The sequence below is a fragment of the Tissierella sp. MB52-C2 genome (assembly GCF_030931715.1).
Taxonomy (GTDB): Bacteria; Bacillota; Clostridia; order Tissierellales; family Tissierellaceae; genus Tissierella.
On the sequence record NZ_CP133261.1, the window covers coordinates 2,130,986 to 2,150,682 of the forward strand.

Annotated in this window: 21 protein-coding genes; 2 read left to right on the plus strand and 19 right to left on the minus strand. The window is 30.0% G+C overall.

Going from position 1 to position 19,697, the window contains the following annotated elements; genetic code table 11:
- Window positions 1-48: 48 nt before the first annotated feature.
- The 15 genes from RBU61_RS10695 to nadE all read right to left on the minus strand — a co-directional run bounded on the left by RBU61_RS10695 (window position 49) and on the right by nadE (window position 15,666).
- A complete protein-coding gene (locus RBU61_RS10695) occupies window positions 49-1,035 on the minus strand; it encodes a membrane lipoprotein lipid attachment site-containing protein (RefSeq protein WP_308875387.1) in 987 nt (328 codons plus the stop codon).
- A 10-nt stretch (window positions 1,036-1,045) separates the two neighbouring features.
- Window positions 1,046-2,122, minus strand: coding sequence for a hypothetical protein (locus tag RBU61_RS10700; protein ID WP_308875388.1), 1,077 nt, complete (start codon window positions 2,120-2,122; stop codon window positions 1,046-1,048).
- A complete protein-coding gene (locus tag RBU61_RS10705; protein ID WP_308875389.1) occupies window positions 2,115-3,008 on the minus strand; it encodes an ABC transporter ATP-binding protein in 894 nt (297 codons plus the stop codon). The genes RBU61_RS10700 and RBU61_RS10705 overlap by 8 nt, the downstream gene beginning before the upstream one ends.
- Window position 3,009: 1 nt before the next feature.
- A complete protein-coding gene (locus RBU61_RS10710; protein ID WP_308875390.1) occupies window positions 3,010-3,393 on the minus strand; it encodes a GntR family transcriptional regulator in 384 nt (127 codons plus the stop codon).
- 172 nt (window positions 3,394-3,565) lie between these two features.
- Entirely contained in the window at window positions 3,566-6,295 is a 2,730-nt protein-coding gene (locus RBU61_RS10715; protein WP_308875391.1) for a calcium-translocating P-type ATPase, SERCA-type, read from the minus strand.
- A gap of 152 nt (window positions 6,296-6,447) precedes the next feature.
- The gene (locus RBU61_RS10720) at window positions 6,448-7,152 is read right to left on the minus strand and encodes an ABC transporter ATP-binding protein (protein ID WP_308875392.1); all 705 of its coding nucleotides are present in this window, start codon (window positions 7,150-7,152) and stop codon (window positions 6,448-6,450) included.
- The gene (locus tag RBU61_RS10725; RefSeq protein WP_308875393.1) at window positions 7,146-7,928 is read right to left on the minus strand and encodes an ABC transporter ATP-binding protein; all 783 of its coding nucleotides are present in this window, start codon (window positions 7,926-7,928) and stop codon (window positions 7,146-7,148) included. Before RBU61_RS10725 ends, RBU61_RS10720 begins: the two co-directional genes overlap by 7 nt.
- Window positions 7,906-8,844 (minus strand): branched-chain amino acid ABC transporter permease, encoded by a 939-nt coding sequence (locus tag RBU61_RS10730; RefSeq protein ID WP_308875394.1) that lies wholly within the window; start codon window positions 8,842-8,844, stop codon window positions 7,906-7,908. The genes RBU61_RS10725 and RBU61_RS10730 overlap by 23 nt, the downstream gene beginning before the upstream one ends.
- 12 nt (window positions 8,845-8,856) lie before the next feature.
- A complete protein-coding gene (locus RBU61_RS10735) occupies window positions 8,857-9,741 on the minus strand; it encodes a branched-chain amino acid ABC transporter permease (protein WP_308875395.1) in 885 nt (294 codons plus the stop codon).
- A 77-nt stretch (window positions 9,742-9,818) separates the two neighbouring features.
- The gene (locus RBU61_RS10740) at window positions 9,819-10,991 is read right to left on the minus strand and encodes an ABC transporter substrate-binding protein (RefSeq protein ID WP_308875396.1); all 1,173 of its coding nucleotides are present in this window, start codon (window positions 10,989-10,991) and stop codon (window positions 9,819-9,821) included.
- 815 nt (window positions 10,992-11,806) lie between these two features.
- Window positions 11,807-12,070 carry a hypothetical protein gene (locus tag RBU61_RS10745; protein WP_308875397.1) on the minus strand — a complete coding sequence of 88 codons (264 nt, stop codon included), beginning with the start codon at window positions 12,068-12,070 and terminating at the stop codon, window positions 11,807-11,809.
- A 340-nt stretch (window positions 12,071-12,410) separates the two neighbouring features.
- Window positions 12,411-13,445 (minus strand): LD-carboxypeptidase, encoded by a 1,035-nt coding sequence (locus tag RBU61_RS10750; protein ID WP_308875398.1) that lies wholly within the window; start codon window positions 13,443-13,445, stop codon window positions 12,411-12,413.
- A gap of 122 nt (window positions 13,446-13,567) precedes the next feature.
- Complete coding sequence (locus RBU61_RS10755) at window positions 13,568-13,714, minus strand: hypothetical protein (protein ID WP_308875399.1); 147 nt, start codon at window positions 13,712-13,714, stop codon at window positions 13,568-13,570.
- A gap of 426 nt (window positions 13,715-14,140) precedes the next feature.
- On the minus strand, window positions 14,141-14,875 hold the full coding sequence (locus tag RBU61_RS10760; RefSeq protein WP_308875400.1) for a YebC/PmpR family DNA-binding transcriptional regulator: 735 nt from the start codon (window positions 14,873-14,875) through the stop codon (window positions 14,141-14,143).
- A 68-nt stretch (window positions 14,876-14,943) separates the two neighbouring features.
- Complete coding sequence (nadE, locus tag RBU61_RS10765; RefSeq protein WP_308875401.1) at window positions 14,944-15,666, minus strand: NAD(+) synthase; 723 nt, start codon at window positions 15,664-15,666, stop codon at window positions 14,944-14,946.
- Window positions 15,667-15,699: 33 nt separating this feature from the next.
- Here nadE and RBU61_RS10770 point away from each other — a divergent pair, with 33 nt between their 5' ends.
- Both RBU61_RS10770 and RBU61_RS10775 read left to right on the plus strand, forming a co-directional pair.
- Window positions 15,700-16,122 carry a sulfite exporter TauE/SafE family protein gene (locus RBU61_RS10770; protein ID WP_374212441.1) on the plus strand — a complete coding sequence of 141 codons (423 nt, stop codon included), beginning with the start codon at window positions 15,700-15,702 and terminating at the stop codon, window positions 16,120-16,122.
- Window positions 16,119-16,475, plus strand: a complete 357-nt coding sequence (locus tag RBU61_RS10775) for a sulfite exporter TauE/SafE family protein (RefSeq protein WP_308875402.1) — start codon at window positions 16,119-16,121, stop codon at window positions 16,473-16,475. The genes RBU61_RS10770 and RBU61_RS10775 overlap by 4 nt, the downstream gene beginning before the upstream one ends.
- A gap of 7 nt (window positions 16,476-16,482) precedes the next feature.
- Here RBU61_RS10775 and RBU61_RS10780 read toward each other — a convergent pair whose 3' ends face one another.
- From RBU61_RS10780 to yunB, 4 genes are all read right to left on the minus strand, one after another.
- Window positions 16,483-16,854: a CoA-binding protein gene (locus RBU61_RS10780; RefSeq protein WP_308879809.1), complete on the minus strand. Its 372-nt coding sequence runs from the start codon at window positions 16,852-16,854 to the stop codon at window positions 16,483-16,485.
- A gap of 58 nt (window positions 16,855-16,912) precedes the next feature.
- Entirely contained in the window at window positions 16,913-17,560 is a 648-nt protein-coding gene (locus tag RBU61_RS10785; protein ID WP_308875403.1) for a YigZ family protein, read from the minus strand.
- Between the two features lie 100 nt (window positions 17,561-17,660).
- The gene (hflX, locus tag RBU61_RS10790; RefSeq protein WP_374212442.1) at window positions 17,661-18,944 is read right to left on the minus strand and encodes a GTPase HflX; all 1,284 of its coding nucleotides are present in this window, start codon (window positions 18,942-18,944) and stop codon (window positions 17,661-17,663) included.
- A 69-nt stretch (window positions 18,945-19,013) separates the two neighbouring features.
- Window positions 19,014-19,679 carry a sporulation protein YunB gene (gene yunB, locus RBU61_RS10795; RefSeq protein WP_308875405.1) on the minus strand — a complete coding sequence of 222 codons (666 nt, stop codon included), beginning with the start codon at window positions 19,677-19,679 and terminating at the stop codon, window positions 19,014-19,016.
- Window positions 19,680-19,697: the final 18 nt, after the last annotated feature.

The following is a 19,697-nucleotide window of genomic DNA, read 5'->3' on the forward strand; positions in this document are numbered from 1 at the left end:
TATAATTCTATTAGATATTTTAATATAATTATACTACAATTATAAAGCTTAGTTTCTTTCAATTGAAAAATATATAAGGTTTTGGTTTCCTTCCGAATGCAGATTTCCTTTAGTAGGGTTTATTAATACTTTATAATTATCAAGGGTAATTTTCTTTTTATTTAGTTTTTTATCAAATATATTTTTATACTCATTTAACAATAAATCCTTATCTTCTCCGCTTAATTCTAAACTATTGATTAAATTAATAAAAACACCAATATCATCAGATTCTAACTCTGCTCCATTATCTCCCTGTATAAGTATATTTGTTTTTTCTATGTCTTTATCTTTTAAAAATATATTATATCTTGTTTTTGTACTATCCTGTTGAGAATAATGGTAGTAGCTATTAGGGTCTACAAAATCTATTAAGCTAAATTGTTCTCCTACTATAACATTGTCTAAAAAATATTTATCATGGAAAATCTCATTACAAACTTCCCTATGGTAGTCATTTTTTATATCTAAAAAATTAACCTTAATAGCTATATAGTTGCCAGCACCTCTGCTTCTATTTTCAGTATATACTACAGTTCTTCCTATTTTCTCTGAAATACTTTCATTAGGCTGTAATTTTTCATATTTCATATCTGAAACATAATCCTTTAAACCTTCAGCTATACTTTTATCTAAAATTTCAACTATATCAGCAAAATATTCATCTAGGGGCTTATCATTATTACTGAATATAGCATTTTTAAATCTTGAAACATCAGTTTTATATATATCCAAATATAGTGGAATAGAATTTCTTTCATCAATTCTACCTTTATACTTTTCTCTTAAATTATTTATATCACCGACAACCTTTTTCATCTCATCATTTATATACATTTGATCTTCCATAGTATATTCTACATATATTTCATTTTTCTTATTATATTTTATATAACCTAAATCCTCTACTAATACGGTCTGTTCTTCTATAGTCATAGTACTAGAACAACCTGTTAATATCAATAAAGATCCCAATATAAATATAACCTTTCTCATAATATCCCTCCTATCTAATACCTACTTTGTTTATTTTTTGGCTTATAAAGTACCCTATAGCTCCTCCTAATAATATAAAAGGAATATATACATTATTTGTTTTTATCTGCATTAATTCACTTAATATAACAAATACCAATAGGCCACTACAAATAGTTACTCCTATTTTAAATATATTTCTAGTGATTTTAAATGGTATTATCATATTTTCATTTTCAACTTTTGAATTTTTATTAAACTTATGTCCTATTATTATATTTATAATTATTAAAGCCAAACATACTATGTATTTAATCCATAAATTTTCTATAGATCTAATACTAGTGGAGATACTTACTCCATCGGAGTCATAAATCCATAAGGATATATATTCAGAAGAATATATCCAAGGTATTAGCCATAAAACAAGCCTTTTAAAATTGTAGAATAAAGGTATTCTTATGAATCTATTTAATAAATGTAATGAGGTATATGCAATAAATCCTGGAGCTAACCATGATAATATTCCTGTAGCTATGCCTCCTATTAGATTTGTAAAGGTATATTGCCACATAAATAGGAATGTATAAAAACCAAGAATTATTAAATATATAAGCCCTATTTCTTTTAATAAACTTGCTATTCCATCAGCTTTTATAAATGGCTCCGATATAATACTTATACTATAAATATCTTTTATCCAAAACATATTGTTCATTCTTACAATTATTATTCCAATAGTTAAAACAATAAAAGCCAAGGTTATATTAATTATTCCGGTAGATAATTTAACTTTAAAAAACTCTTCCTTACTTATTGGTAAAGATTTCAGAAACCGCTTTATTTCTTCATCCTTTTCTGCTCTAAATTGAACGAATACCTGTATTACAGAAATTATTGTAAATAATATTAGAATCATAGGAGATGTGTCTCTTAATGATCTTTGGATTAGAGCCTGATTTACTTCTATTCCGTTTAAAAACATACTCCCATATATGTCATCTAAAATTAGACTAAACATTATAACCAAAAACACACTAACTAAAGTAGATAGTAATAATACCCATTTCATAGATCTGGTTTCATGTTTTAATATGGATTTATTCATCTATTTCACTCCCCTTTTCAGTTTTATTAGTATATACAAATACTTCTTCCAAAGTAATCCCTATATTCTCAATAAGCTGAGCCCCTATTTTTTTTAAATCATCTATTAACGCCTCACCATAACTATCAGTAACTAAATAATATACACTACCAATCTTCTCAATATCTATAATATTTTCTAACTGATTAATTTCTTTTTCTACATCATCTTTAAATACTACTTGTAGTTTTTTCACGTTTTCTTTTATTTCATCTATATTTGATTGATATTTGATTTTCCCTTTATTAAGTATTGTGATTTCATCACAGATTTTTTCTAACTCACTAATATGATGGGAACTTATTATTATAGTTAGATCTCTTTCATCAACTTCATTTATAAGTATACCTAGTAAATCCTTTTTTACAATTGCATCAAGACCTGATGTTGGCTCATCTAAGATTAATATTTCTGGTCTAATTGAAAGATTTAGCATAAGAGATAATCTCATTTGCATACCTTTAGATAACTGCTTTATCTTTTTATCCGAATTTAATCTAAATATCTTATTATATGCCTGAAAATCCGTCTTAGAAAAATCCTCATAAATGCCAGAATAAAATTCTACAATTTCCCCTACCTTATAATCCTTAAAATATTGGTTTCTATCTGCTACATATCCAATTTTCCTTTTCACTTTATTATTATCATAAACTTCTTCCCCTTCCACAAGGACTTTCCCTTCTTTAACATCATATACTCCAGCTAAGATTTGCAAAAGAGTAGTTTTACCAGCACCGTTTTCTCCTATTATTCCATGAATAGTTCCTTTTTTTATCCTTATATTTATATTATCTAAGACTGTAAAATCTCCAAAGTCTTTTCTCACATCTAATACTTCTATCATTTTAATCCTCCTTTTCAATATCGCAGTATATCTTTTCTATTTCCTTAAATATCTTTTCCTTATGAAATCCTAGATGTCCTAACTCTATACATATAGTTCTAAGATTTTCTAATGATTTAATTATCCGATCATTATCTATAGGATAATCCATAGGTAGGCTTATAAAAGTTCCCCTTCCCCTTACTGTATGGATAATCTTTTGCCTTTCTAACTCTTGATATGCTTTACTGACTGTATTTGGATTAACAGAGAGCATACTAGCCATTTCCCGAACTGAAGGTAATTTATCATCAGGCTTTAATATATTCTTTAATGATAATTCTTTTATATTATCTATAATCTGTTCGTAAATTGGTTTATCACTAGTAGTATTTATGTTAAACATGGATTTCCTCCTTTCCGTGTATTAAGTGTATTATATATAATAGTACACTCATTGTAAAGTATATATACCAAATTTTTCAAAAATAAAGAATATGTTTGACATTGGTATTTAAATACTTTTTTATATAAAAAAACTGCTGACAAATTTTATAATTTATCAACAGTCTAGATTATTATGTTCTTTCTTTTTGTATCTTCAATTTTACTTCTTTTTCAAATTCCTTTTTACCAAATAGAGCTTTATATAATTCTCCTATTATTAAAGGGAAAAGGGAAAAGCTCATTATAACTCCCCAATCAATTAACTTTAATGGTACCGTATGAAATATTGGTTGAAAAATTGGTATATATATAACCACTAATAAAAGACAGAAAGAGAATGTAGTTGCATATATCATAGTTGGATTTGAAAATATCCCTATTTCAAAAAGAATATGTCTTTCTGATCTACTGGAATATGCCCTAAGAAGTTCAGCCATTATTAGTGTTGAAAATGCTATGGTTCTAGCTTTTACTAAACTATCTGGAAATACTTTAAGCCCCCACATATAAGAAATTAACGAAGTAACACCTATAGCTATACTTTGTACAATAATATTTATCGTCATGGCTCTATCAATTATAGGCGCATCTGGATTCCTAGGTTTTATCTTCATTATATCTTCTTCACCTTTTTCTACTCCCAGTGCCAATGCCGGGAAGCTATCTGTCACTAAGTTTAACCATAATAATTGTATTGGTAAAAGTGGTATAGGTAAGTTCAGCAGTATACTGCTAAAAACTATTATGATTTCTCCAATGTTACAGGATAAGAGGAATAGCACAAATTTCTTAATATTACTATAAATTATCCTTCCCTCTTCAACGGCTGATACAATACTGGCAAAATTATCATCTGTAAGGATTACTTCAGCAGTATTCTTAGCTACATCAGTTCCAGTAATTCCCATGGAAATTCCTATATCTGATTTTTTAAGTGCCATGGAATCATTAACACCATCTCCTGTCATTGCAACGATTTCACCATTGGCTTTAAGGGCAGAAACTATTCTAACTTTATGTTCTGGTGACACTCTAGCATAGACTGTTGTATTCTTCACTATTTTTTTAAGGTCTATATCTGAAATTCTATCTAATTCTTCCCCTACCATGACTTCATTTATGGATTTAGCAATACCTAATTCTTTAGCAATTGCATAGGCAGTTTCCTTATAATCACCAGTTATCATAACAGCTCTTATACCTGCCTCTTTACACTTAATAATAGCTTCCTTAGCTTCAGGCCTAGATGGATCTATCATACCTACTAAACCAACAAATATCATTTCTTTTTCAATATTATCTGAAGAAATATCCTTTGGAAGGTTATTATATTCTCTATAGGATAGTGCCAACACCCTTAAGGCATCTTTAGCAAAAAAGTTGTTAACATCTAAAGATTTTTTTCTTAATGTTTCATCCAATTCTTTTATTTCTCCATTTATATTAATATATTTACATCTTTTAATAATTACATCTGGTGCTCCTTTAGTAAAGGATACTATTTTCCCTGGAATATAATTTTTATGAAATGTAGTCATCATCTTTCGGTCAGAATCAAAGGGTATTTCTTCAATTCTAGGATATTCCTTATTCATATTGCCTTTAGTCATATTTCCTTTTTGAGCCAGAGTAATTAATGCTCCCTCTGTTGGATCTCCTATTACACTGAATATTCCATTGGCTCCATTTATATCTGCATCATTGGCCAATACACCTATGGACAGTAGTGTTTCCAAACCAACTATTTCATTTGGGTCTACTTTTTTTCCATCTATTTTAAATTCTCCTACAGGATTATATCCTACTCCTGTAGAATTATAAATCCTATTACCTGTGAAAATTCTCACTGCTGTCATCTCGTTTTGAGTTAAGGTACCAGTCTTATCTGAGCATATGACTGTTATACTTCCAAGAGTTTCTACGGCTAAAAGTTTTTTGACTATGGCATTCCTCTTAACCATCTTATTCATTCCTAGGGCTAATACAATTGTTACAATGGCTGGTAAACCTTCAGGAATAGCTGCAACAGCCAAACTGATTGCTACCATAAACATTTCTATTACTTTCCGCCCTTGTAATATGCCTACAGTAAATACTATTATACATACTGCTATAGTTATTATACCTAAGTACTTTCCTAGCTCATTTAACTTTTTCTGTAATGGAGTTAGTTCTTCTTCAAAGGATTGAATTTGAGTTGCTATTCTTCCAATTTCTGTATTATGTCCTGTTTCTACTACTATACCTCTAGCCCTGCCATAGGTTGCAATAGTGCTCATAAACACCATATTATCCCTATCTCCTAAACTCATATTATCTTCATAGACCTTATGGCATTTCTTTTCTACAGGTACTGATTCTCCTGTTAAAGATGCTTCATCAATTTTCAGATTAAAACTTTCAACTAATCTTATATCTGCTGGAACTATATCTCCTGCATCAAGAACAACTAAATCGCCAGGCACTAAATTAGATGCAGGAACTATATCTAAATGCCCATTTCTAATAACCTTAGCCGTTGGAGATGTGATTTTTTGAAGAGCTTCCAAGGCCCTTTCTGCTCGTCCCTCTTGATAAATCCCCAAAGCTGCATTGACTATTACAATCGATAAAATAACTATGGAGTCCTTAGTCTCTCCAATAAAGATAGATATTAGAGCTGCAGCAATTAAAATTAAAACTAGAAAATCAGAAAACTGAGCAATAATCTTAGAAAGCAGTCCTTCTTTTTGCTTTTCTTTCAGCTCGTTTGTTCCATATTTTTCTAATCTTTTTTGGATTTCTAAATCTGTTAAGCCTTTGTCTATACTTGTCCCAAGGTTTTTTACCACTTCATCTTTCCCCTGTTTATACCAATTCATTTTTCTCCTCCATTCTATTTATTTACTGCTTTTCATTTGCTAGTCCTTATATTTATATAGTTTGTCCTTATGTTTTATGACATTTTTTAAAAATAAAAATACTTATTAGAATTGTATACAATTCTAATAAGTATTTTAGAGTTTACATAATTTTATCCTTCCAAATAAGCCTTTTTTAATCTTTCATCTGATAAAATTTTCTTTGAATTGCCTTCCATTTCTATTTCACCATTTCTAATTATATATGCTCTATCTGCCACATTAAGAGCCATATTGGCGTTTTGTTCTACTAAGAGAACCGTAGTTCCAGATTTATTTATATCTTTTATGATGGAAAATATTTCTTTTACTATAATTGGAGCAAGTCCCATAGAAGGTTCATCTAATAATATCAACTTAGGTCTTGACATTAAAGCTCTACCTATGGCAAGCATTTGTTGTTCTCCACCTGATAATGTACCTGCCATTTGATTTTTTCTTTCAAGAAGCCTTGGAAACAAAGAAAATATATTTTCAAAATCCCTTTTAATGTCTTCCTTATGATCTCTTATATATGCTCCCATTTCTAAGTTTTCCATTACACTCATTTTAGAAAATATTCTTCTTCCTTCTGGAACATGAGATATTCCCAATTTAACTATACTTGGAACATTTAGAGAGTTTATATTCTCTCCATTAAATTTTATTTCTCCACTTCTAAGCTTTTCCATTCCTGATATAGCTTTTAAAGTTGTACTTTTTCCTGCTCCATTTGCTCCTATTAAAGTAACTATTTCCCCTTCCTTTATTTGAACACTTATATTTTTAAGTGCATGGACTCCTCCATAATATACATTTATATTTGAAAGTTCTAACATTGTGAAGCCTCCTCACCTAAATATGCCTTAATTACCCTTTCATTTCTTTGTATTTCTAAAGGAGTTCCACTGGCAACTAAATATCCATAATCAAATACAAATATTCTTTCACAGATATTCATAACCAAAGACATATCATGCTCTATAAGGATTATAGTAAGGTCAAAGGTTTCTCTTATCCATTGAATTAGAAAGTTTAATTCCTTGGTTTCCTTAGGATTCATTCCTGCAGCAGGTTCATCTAATAATAGTATCTTAGGTTTTGCAGCTAAAGCTCTTGCTATTTCTAGTCTTCTTTGATCTCCATAGGAAAGATTTTTAGCCAGCTCATTTTTCTTATCTAATAAATTAAACTTAATTAGAAGCTCTAAAGCTTCATCATAAGTACTTTTTTCAGTCTTATAATATGAAGGTAACCTAAAAAATGCAGAGACTATACTATATTTTGGTCCACTATGAAATCCAATAAGTACATTATCTAATACCGTCATATTTTGGAAAAGTCGTATATTTTGAAATGTCCTGGCGATTCCATAATGGGTTATTTTATGAGGTTTTAAATCTTTAGTATATGCTTTTTTATCTAAATCATAAATTATTTCCCCTGATGTAGGAGTATATATTCCAGTTAATAAGTTAAAAAATGTAGTTTTTCCAGCACCATTAGGCCCTATCAAACCTATGATTTCACCTTTTTCTATATTTAAACTAACTTCAGTAACTGCCTTAATACCACCAAAGCTTTTTGATAGATTATTTACTTTCAATACTGACATTTCTCTTAGCTCCTTTCTTCCATAATTTAAATTCACCTTTACCTAAAAGTCCTGCTGGTTTATAAACCATTATTGCAAAAAGAACTACTGAATAAACAACCATTCTCAGTTCAGGAATACCTTGAAGGAATAATGAAATTATGGATAATAAAATTGCTCCCAAAATTGAACCTTCTATACTTCCCATCCCACCAAATACAACGATTACTAATATATCAATAGATTTCATAAATCCAAAAGAGTCTGGCTTTATAAAGTAAAAATAATTAGCATAAAGTGAACCTGCGACACCTGCAAAGAATGCACCAATGGCAAAGGCTAAAACCTTATAAAACGTAGTATTTATTCCCATGGCCTCAGCTGCAATTTCATCTTCTCTTATGGCTATACATGCTCTTCCATGGTATGAATTAATAAAATGTTTAATTAAAAATACCGTAGCTACTGTAATCATAAATATCCAGGTCCAATTTGTATATTGAGGAATATCATTGAATCCAATAGCTCCACCTATATAATCTATATTTAAAGCTATAATCCTTACAATCTCACCAAATCCAAGAGTTGCTATAGCAAGATAATCTCCCTTTAATCTTAATGTTGGTATGCCAATAAGAATACCTGCAAAGGCGGCAATAACTCCTGATACTAATATGGATACTATAAAAGGTTGTCCAAGCTTTGCAGTAAATACTGCTGATGTATAAGCACCTATTGACATAAATGCTGCATGACCTAAGGAAAATTGACCAGTGAACCCTGTAATTAAGTTTAATCCAACAGCTAGTATAATATTGATTCCAATAAGAAATATATTTAATTGTAAATAAGAATCTATTATTCCTATATCTAGTAATATCTTTATCAGAAAATAAATTATAGTTAATATACTAAAACTTATAATATTCTTTTTCATGTCTCTATCCTCCTATACCTTTTCTTTTATAGTCTTTCCTAAAAGTCCATTAGGCTTAATTAGCAAAACTATAATTAATATTGAAAAGGCAACAGCATCTTTGAATACTGAGCCACCATAAGCAGATACAAGAGTTTCTGTCATTCCTAAGAAAAATCCTCCAAATACTGCTCCAGGAATAATTCCAATTCCCCCTAATACTGCTGCAACAAAGGCCTTTAATCCTGGGACTACTCCCATTAGAGGATTTATAGTATTATAATATACTCCTACAAGAACTCCAGCTGCCCCTGCTAAGGAAGAACCGATGGCAAAAGTATAAGATATGGTCTTGTTCACATCTACTCCCATAAGTTCTGCTGCATCCTTGTCTAATGATACTGCTCTCATGGCTTTTCCTACCTTAGTTTTATGAACTACATACTGAAGTCCTGCCATTAATAAAACAGTAATTAAAATAATGTAAATATTCTTCAAATCTATTATAATTTTCCCATTAAATAATGTAAGTATTTTATTCTGTAATACCTCTGGAAATGTTCTTGTATCAGGCTTTACAAAGTATACCATAGTATATTCTAAAAATAAGGATACGGATATAGCAGTAATAAGAGCTGCAATTCTTGTAGAATTTCTTATGGGCTTATATGCCACTTTTTCTATTATCATACCTAGAATACTGCAAACCAACATTGATATTAGCAATGATGGAAAAAATCCTAGTCCTAGAAAGGTAGTTAAAGCAAATCCCACATAGGCTCCTATCATATAAATATCTCCATGAGCAAAGTTAATTAAATTTATGATTCCATATACCATAGTGTAACCTAAAGCTATTAACGCATATATGCTTCCAAGAGATATTCCATTTATTAATTGTTGTAATAATTGTTCCATTTTTTAACTTCCTTTCTGTAAGTTTTTATGAACAATGTCTTTAAAAGAAGATTCTTAAAGACATTGTTCAATTTATATTATTTTGGATCCAATTTCTTTAAGAATGTTGGAACTCCATCTTTCATTTCTATTATTGTTACAGATTTTATTGGGTTATGATTTTCATCTATGGAAACTGTTCCTGTTACACCTTTAAAATCTTTAGTTGAAGCAAAGGCATCTTTTAGTTTCTCTGAATTTACTTCTCCTGCTCTTTCTAAAGCATCTTTGAAGAAATAACCTAAATCATATCCTAAAGCGTTGAAAGCATCAGCTTCTTTACCATATCTTGCCTTAAAATCTTTTTTAAATTTAACTACTTCTTCTGCATCATCCATTGGAGAATAGTGACTTGAATAATATACATCATTTAAAACACCTTTTCCTGCAATTTCAGTAAGTTTTGGAGATTCATATCCATCAGCACCAAGGATTGGTACATTTAACCCTAATTCTCTTGCCTGTCTAACAATTAAGCCAACTTCTTCATAATATCCAGGAACAAATAACACCTCTGGATTTAGCCCTTTAAGACTTGTTAGTACTGCTTTAAAATCTGTATCTTTAGCTTGATAGGCTTCTTCCGATAAAATTTTTCCTCCTTGACTTGTAAAAGTTTCTTTAAAAGCCTTTGAAAGTCCTTTAGCATAATCAGATGTACTGTCAGCTAATATTGCTGCATTTTTAAAGTTTAAATCATTTAAAGCAAATTCTGCCATCATAACTCCTTGAAATGAATCACTAAAACAAGTTTTAAATATATATTCTCTAACATTTCCATTGCTATCAACAGTGACATCATCTGCTGTAGCTGAAGCAGATACTAGAGGAATTTTATTTTGTGTAGCCGCTGGTATGGCAGCCTTTGTATTTCCTGATGTGGCAGGTCCAAGTAATGCAACAACCTTATCTCTAGTTGCTAATCTTGTGGAAACATTAGCTGATTCTGTGTCTTCTGATTTATTGTCAACTTTTATAGGTACTATTTGCTTTCCAAATACTCCTCCATTTTTATTTATTTCTTCAATGGCTAATAATACTCCATCACTTAAATTTTGACCATAGGTAGCAACATCCCCTGATAATTCATAGTTTACTCCAACTTTTATTGTATCTCCATTATCTTGATTTCCTGTAGTTTTTGCTGCACATCCTGATATAAAACTTAATATAAGCACTAATGATAATGTTCCTAATAATTTTTTATTCATTTAAAACACCTCTCCAATATTATTTTTTATAAAAATGGTTTTAAAAAAGCCCCTACATGTATATCAAATACACGTAGAGGCCATTAAGCGTTACCACTCCACTTTATAATTATCTCACGATAATTAACTTATTAGGTTCTATCAAACCCTGATTTTATAACGGAATCTCCCGATAAAGCCTACTTTATTTTCAGCCTTATAACTCTAAAGTGATTGTTCCCTATTTTATCAATACTGGTTCTCAGCTAATCCAGTTCTCTGTAATTGATTTCTTAAATAGTTCACTCTTTATCTTAGTCTTTATATTTAATTAACTTACTCGATTGCAATCGAAATTATATTTAAAAACTACTATAGCACCATAAAGCAACAGTGTCAATAGTTAATTGAAACTTTTTTAAAAAATAATTTCAATTAACTAAATTTTCAACTTTATCTTTAAACCTTGATATTTTATTTTTTATTTGATATTATTAAACAAACACATACCCTAGGGAGGTTTATTTATGAAGGAAAAATTTCTTAGTATATTATCAATTTTCACGGCTTTCGGTGCAGCCTTTTGCTGAAGTGGTGGATTAATATTAGCATCCCTAGGTCTAGGGACAATAGGTACAGCATATTTATCCAACCTTACGAAATACAAACCTGTTTTAGTAATAACCACTGCAATTTTAATGTATTGGTCCTATAGCCTAATTGAAAAAAGAAATTCTAGCAAAGGAACCAAAATATTTTTTTGGATTTCTGCTATAATTTCAATTTTAATTTTGTATCTTCCTACAATTTTAAGATTTTTTTAAATTATTAAAAACTTAAAGCCCCTTTATAATACCTATAACTACACTATACTCAAATACAGTTACTATAATACAAAGCATAATAAAAAATCCTAATTTAATCTCTCCACCTCTATCTTTCCAATATTCTCCCCTAAATAGAGATATAATATCTGGAGTAAATGAGTATCTCACAGATTTATTAAAATCATCTTTATCTATAAAAATAATATTAAATAAAAATTTGTAAATTGTAAAACTATTTATTATTATTAAAGCTATTATAACAATGGTCTCCATGCTCCCCCTCCTTTTATTTATATTCCTATCTCTTTATAATAATATATCTTTTTCTGTATATAGTTAATATATTTCATATGAAAGATCTAAATCCTTTTTAATATAAAAAAGAAAACACTCTTAATTGTATTTCTTTCATACAATTAAGAGTGTTTTGTACATGATAACTACTCCTCTTCTTCAAGTTTAGATGTAATTCAGTTTTTGCAGTTATTTCTATTATTTTGTTAAAGTATTAATCAATATCTTCAGGAATCTTTTTATCATAATAATACTTAGTATATCTAGTATAGATTGATATATTTTCTTTTAAATCTTGCATCCATCTTCCTCTCTGTATCTAAATATATTTCATTATGATGGAACCCTTACCTTTACTATATTTCACTGTCGCATATGCACCATTCACCAAAATATTTTGTGGGGGTGTATGACCAACATCAGCATCTAGAATAACAGGGATATTAAAACTTTCAAAAACATCCTTCAAGGCATCAGTTAATGTAAAATCACCTATATCTTTATATTCACTGGTTCGTCCAAAAACCACACCTTTAATATTGGAAAACCAATGATTTTGTTTCATTTGCCATAAAGCTCTATAAATTTCTGCTGCATCCATTCCAACCGTTTCAAGATACCAAATGACACCTTCTTCATGACAGTATTGATTCACAAAATTATTAACATTATCGAATGGAGTGCCCACCAAAACTTGTAAAGTATTTAAACATCCTCCAATCAATCTCCCTGAAAATGTCACTTCATCTTCTTTGTTTAAAGTTTTCCATTCAGTTTGTGAATCGAGATAAAATCCTTTAGCAGGATTTGAATACACCTTATCCCAACTGGATTGATATTTTTCAGATGAGTATTGTGTAATTTCTTCATTTTCATTACAACTGAGCACATCCATCCACATACTAGATAGCCCATCCCATTCAGGAGCTGATAGTTCAGTGAAATTTACACCATGAGCAGAAGCATGACCTGTTATTGTAGTGTAAGCAAAAATTAATGTACTTATATCTGAGTAACCTAATATCCATTTCGGATTCAATTCTTTTAGTTTATTCCAATCGATAAATGGTAAGATTTCCATTGTAAAATTACCTCCCCAAGGAGGCATTATTACGCTAATACTAGGATCTTGAAGAAAATCCATTAATTCTTCTACTCTTTTTTCTTTAGAAGCACTTCTCCCTTTGTGTTGGGTCAGTACAGTTTCGCCGATTAAGACTTTAAAACCCTTTTTCTCTACTTGTAGCTTTGCTTCATCTACAAGTATATGTAATGTTTCTTCAACGCCACTTGAGGGAGCAGTTACACCTATCAAGCTGTCTGGCTTTAGGGATGTTGGGTATTTAATTTTCATAAAATTCTCCTTTCAAATACTTGTTTAATATTTAATAGATTCTACATTACTGAGAATCATTCCTTCTTCAACTAACCTGCACCTTTAGTTTAAGTCTATTTTTTCACAATCTCTTCTCCATATTAATCTAAATATCCATAAACTTCATCATGAAATTTATCTAAAACCACCATTTTGGGTTTCACAAAAGGAGCCTTCCTAAAAAACTCAAAATCTACTAAAATACATAACCAAAAATATAACCAAAATGTATCTACTAATATACACATTTCAAATCTCCTTTTGGTATAGTGAATGTATGATGAAAGGGGACATTTACCTTGAAATCTGGATATGCAAGGGTGAGGCAAGACTGATAGTAAAGATATAAATATTATTGATTTGTGGAAAATTGATTAAGATAGAAATTTTAGTTATTTTGAGGTTAGAAAAGCTATTTAACAGTATATAAATTTAAATAACACTTTCTATATTGAAAAATAGAGTTAAGTGTGTATAAAGTTGTTACTTAAAAATAGTATGAAGGTTTATTCTCACTTAACAGCTGGAATGGAAGATAAAACAGTCCAAATTCTAGAATCATATATTTCTAATTTGCCTACGACTTAATTCTATGTTGGCAAACCGTAGGCAAATTAAAATACTTTATAAAAAACAAACATCAAAACCTTACTAATCGTTGAAAATACGCTATCTTATTCTTCAGGCATCTCCCAATTATGGTATACTTCCTGAACATCGTCATTATCTTCAAGCATATCTATTAATTTTTCCATATTTTTTATATCTTCTGGAGTAGTTAATTCTATTGTGTTTTGTGGAATGTAAGTAAGTTCTGCCATGGCGAAAGTATATCCTTTTTCAGATAATCCGTCCCTTACACCATTAAAATCTTCTGGAGCTGTTATTATTTCAAATCCTTCATCTTCTGCTGCAAAATCCTCAGCACCTAAATCTATTGCAAGCATAGTTAGTTCATCTTCATCTATGGAATCGGTTCTTTCTATGGCAAGCATTCCTTTTCTATCAAACATAAATGTAACGCATCCTGATTGACCCATATTTCCACCACATTTGTCAAAAGCATGGCGTACATCTGGTGCCGTTCTATTTCTATTGTCTGTTAAGCAAGTTGCAAATACTGCTATTCCTCCCGGACCATATCCTTCATAAATAATCTCTTCAAAGTTATCTGCTCCTAATTCACCTGAACCTTTTTTAATAGCTCTTTCTATATTATCATTTGGCATATTTTCTGCCTTTGCTTTTTCTATAGCCGCCTTTAATGCTGGGTTATAGTCTGGGTCAGCTCCACCTTCCTTTGCTGCAACCATAATATATCTACCTAACTTTGTAAAGACTTTAGCTCTTTTAGCATCTTCTTTACCTTTTTTATTTTTAATATTATTCCACTTTGAATGTCCTGCCATTCATTTTCACTCCCTTTATAGTATTGCCTTATTTATTTTAGCATAATATTATATTTATTGCATTACATTTATTTAAATTTAAATATTGGTGGATAAATCCTTTTATGTTCACTAATAGCATTCATTCTTTCTATCTTTTCTATTATTTCTTTAGGTCCTTCACCAGTCTTTATATAATTATCTAGTACATCATAGGAAAATCCCATTTCCTTCTCATCTGTCTGATCTTCCCATAGTCCTGCTGTAGGTGGTTTTTCTATTATTATATCGGGTATATTTAAGCTCCTTGCCAATTCTCTAATTTGAGATTTCACAAAGGAGGCTAAGGGCAATAAATCTACTCCACTATCTCCATGCTTAGTGAAATATCCTACTGTATACTCAGATTTATTACTTGAACCTATTACTAAATAATTATTATTTTGAGCAAAATAATATAGAGTCGTCATTCTAAGTCTTGGTTTTAAATTAGATATTGCCATCTTATTCTTATTTTCTACTTTTATAGAATCTATTAATACATCAAAAGAATTAGATAGATCTACTTTTTCAGTGTGTAAATTTAATTTTTTTGCTACTAATATACCATGTTCTTCATCTATTGGGTCACTATGACACGGCATAATAATCCCTAGAGAATTATTGGGAAATGCCTTTTTAGCAAGACCAGCCATTACTGCTGAATCTATTCCACCACTTAAACCAAAAACTAATCCCTCTGCCTTTGCTTCTTGAACCTTTTCTTGTAACCATCTTACTATTTCATCTACAACTAAGTTTACATTTTCCATATTTCCCCTCCAACTTTTCTCACTTTTGTTTATATGTATATCTTCTCTATTATTGGTAAGATTAATCATAATGATTATAACATAAAGGAGTATTTTATGGAAAAAAATAAGGTTAAATTATTATCCATAGGTTTAATTACTGGATTAGTCAATGGTTTATTTGGCTCTGGAGGCGGAACTATAGTTGTGCCTTTTCTAGTGTTTTTACTCCATCTAGATGACCACAAAGCTCATGCTACAGCCATATCTATAATTTTGCCTTTATCTATTATAAGTACCATTATATATTTTATGAAAGGTTCTATACATTTTAAAGTCGCCCTTCCTGTAGTTTTAGGAGGAGTAGTAGGTTCTTATATTGGGGCAAAGGTTTTAAATAAAATCCCTGTTAATATACTTAGAAAAATATTCGGTAGTGTTATTGTATATACTGCCATAAGGATGATTTGGAAATGATTCTAACTTTAATTGGCTTTTTATCTGGAATAATCAGTGGAATGGGCATAGGTGGAGGTACAATTCTTATTCCATCTCTAGTAATATTTTATGGTATTCAACAACAAGAAGCTCAGGGCGTAAACTTGATGGTCTTTCTTCCCGTAGCCACAGTGGCTTTAATAACCCACTATAAAAAAGGTAATCTGGACTTTTCCATTGCAAAATTAATCATACTTGGTGGAATAGTTGGTGCTATTATAGGCTCTCTTATAGCTGTTAAAATTGATCCTTTAAAATTAAGAAAATACTTTGGTTTCTTCTTATTATTTGTAGGTTTTTATGAGCTAATCAAAAAGAAAGAAAAAGAATAGGTAGATATTACCTATTCTCTCTTAGCACCTTATACACACAATCATTATACAATATCTTAAATCCTAATTCCTTAGCCTTTTCTATAACTTCATCATTATATGTTCCAGGTTGGAACCATATATATTCAATACCTACTTCCTTCGCCTCTTCCAATGTAGGAATGGCAATCTTTGGAGGTACCACCATATCAAGAACTTCTACTTTCTTTGGTATATCTTTAACTGAGTGATAGATTTTATCTCCTTCTATTTCATCATAGTTTGGATTTACTCCATAGGTCTCATAATTATTTTCCTTTAATATTTTCCATATTTTATAGCCAAATTTATCTTGCTTTTCTGTTACACCTGCCACTGCCCAAGTCTTCTTTTTTAACATAGTTTCCACATTATCACCTCTTTAAAATTATACCCCGATTATTTTTTATTAACCCAATTTAATTTAGTTTTTTACCGTCTTTAATAGGAATATATTCTTTATCTATTTCTTCAAATACAGCAGTGCCATTTGTTAAATCTGTTATTACATTATAAAAGTTTTCTTTATCTGTATCTTCTATATAAACAAAAATATTGACACCATCATCAAAATTAGATCCATCAACTATATATCCTTCATTCATAAGGTAATTTTCCATTTTCCCATATAGAGTGTAATCAATTCTTATTTTAATTTTAGCATAAAGAACCATATCAACTATTATACCTGCATCAAGCCCGATCTTAGCTCCCCTTGTATATGCTCTAATTAAACCCCCTGTTCCTAGTTTAACTCCACCAAAATATCTAGTTACAACAACTACTACATTTCTTAGATCCTCTTTCTTAATTACTTCTAATACTGGTATACCTGCAGTACCTGAAGGCTCTCCATCATCGCTAAATCTTTGTATATTACTATCTTTTCCTAGAACATATGCATATACATTATGAGTTGCATCTCTATGTTTTGTTTTTATATCTTCTATGAAATCTAAGGCTTCTTCCTCAGTTTCTATAGGCATTGCATATCCAATAAATCTAGATTTATTGATTATAGTTTCATCTTCACCATAACTATTTATAGTTTTATAAATATTATCCATAAAGTCCTCCTTAGTTAAATCTTACTAAAAAAATAAGGAGATTTAATCTCCTCTTATATTTCTTAAAAAATTTATGGAACAACTCAAAAACCTTATACTATCAGTTAATAATATATTGACTATATTTCTCCCTATCGATTTGATTAATAGTTAATTCTAGTTTTGTTCCATCTTCAATATATTCCAAATTATCTATTTGATAATTTTTACAGAAATAATTTACTATATTTTGATTATCATATGGTATCTTTAGGGTCACAGTTTTATATTGCTGAGGTAATGAATCCTCAACATTTTTTAGTAGATTTTCTAGGTTTTCTCCAGATTTTGCTGAGATAAATATTTTTTCATCAATATATTTATGATCATAAAATAAATTGTGTATATCGACTTTATCCATTTTATTAAATACAGTTATAATAGGCTTATCTAGTACCTCTAAATCTTTTAATATATTATAAGTAGTTTGAATTTGTATATCTAAATCTTTATTTGAAGCATCTACAACATGAAGCAATAAGTCTGCATATTTTACTTCTTCTAAAGTACCCTTAAAAGCTTCTATTAATCTTGTAGGCAGCTTCGATACAAAACCTACCGTATCTGTCAGTAAAAATATTTGCCCATTTGGTAGCTTCCCACGTCTCAAAGATGTGTCCAATGTGGCAAATAACATATCCTTTACAAATACTTCCTTAGACTCTGTGTATTCATCATTAAATTCTATTAACTTGTTTAATAAAGTTGACTTACCAGCATTAGTATAACCTACTAAGGCAACTATTGGAAGGTTTGAATCTTCTCTTTTTCTTCTTTTTATATCTCTGTTTTTCTCTACTTCTTTTAATTGCCTTTCTATATTATCAACTTCTCTTAATACATGTCTTCTATCTGTTTCAAGCTTTTGCTCTCCTGGTCCCCTTGTTCCTATACCTCCCCCTTCCCTAGATAAATAATCTCTAAATCCAATTAGTCTAGGAAGTCTATATTTAAGTTGAGCCAGCTTTACCTGCAGTTTTCCTTCTTTAGAATTTGCCCTATTGGCAAATATATCTAAGATTAAATTAGTTCTATCTACAATTTTTTTATCTATAATTTTTTCTAAATTCCTAAGTTGAGCCCCTGATAATTCATCATTAAAAACAACAGTTGTAATATCTAATTCCTCACAATAGTTTTTGATTTCTTCTGCTTTTCCCTTTCCTATAAAATAAGCAGGGTTTATACTTTCCTTTCTTTGAATCACTCTAGTGACTACTACACCACCTGCTGCCTTTACCAATTCTTCTAATTCATCTAATGATATTTCAATGTCTATTTCATCACGATCTAGTTCTACACCAATTATTAAAACTCTTTCCATGTTTGTTGTTTCTTGGTTCAATTTATCAACTCCCACTATTCCTTTGAAATATTTTCCTATCTAATATTATTATACCATTATTATAAAAACTTATCTAATTATATCTATAGTATCTTCCTTCGGTACAGAAATATATTGTTCCGGCACCTCTCCTACTATGACAGTCTCTGCAATAGGTATATTGGTAGTTACCCTTAAGGTTTCTGAAGTCAATGGGATAATCATTCTTATATCTGTCATCACAATTAGATATATTCTATGACGGGTTTGATTTATTCCTGCCTCCTCAAATTCTGTAGAAAAGTCTACATTGACAGAGCCTTGGGGCTGTATTTCTAATTTTATGCTTGGGAGGCGTATCATTTGTCTATTAAAGGCGTTACCTAAGGGAACATCTACTTTATTTGCAGATAGTTTTCCCAGTTGTTCCTGAACTTCCAATGCCACATCTGCAGCTATGGTATTCATCATCATCATATTTGCTTGAACTAATGTTGCCCTTCCATTGTTATCGTATTTTATAAGGATTAAATCATCATAACTGATATTGTTTTTTAGTCTTGATTTTATTGTATCATTTATCGCCGTTGTAGTTACTGCCTTAGCTTTTATTTCCGACAGTGCTATTAAAGTGGGCTTAATATTATTATCTATATAAAAATACACATATATAGCAAATAAAATAATAATAACTATTGAAATTATAAGTTTCTTTTCTTTCCATCTATGTATTGTTCTGCCCATCATTTTTTTCATTTTAATCACCCCTTATAA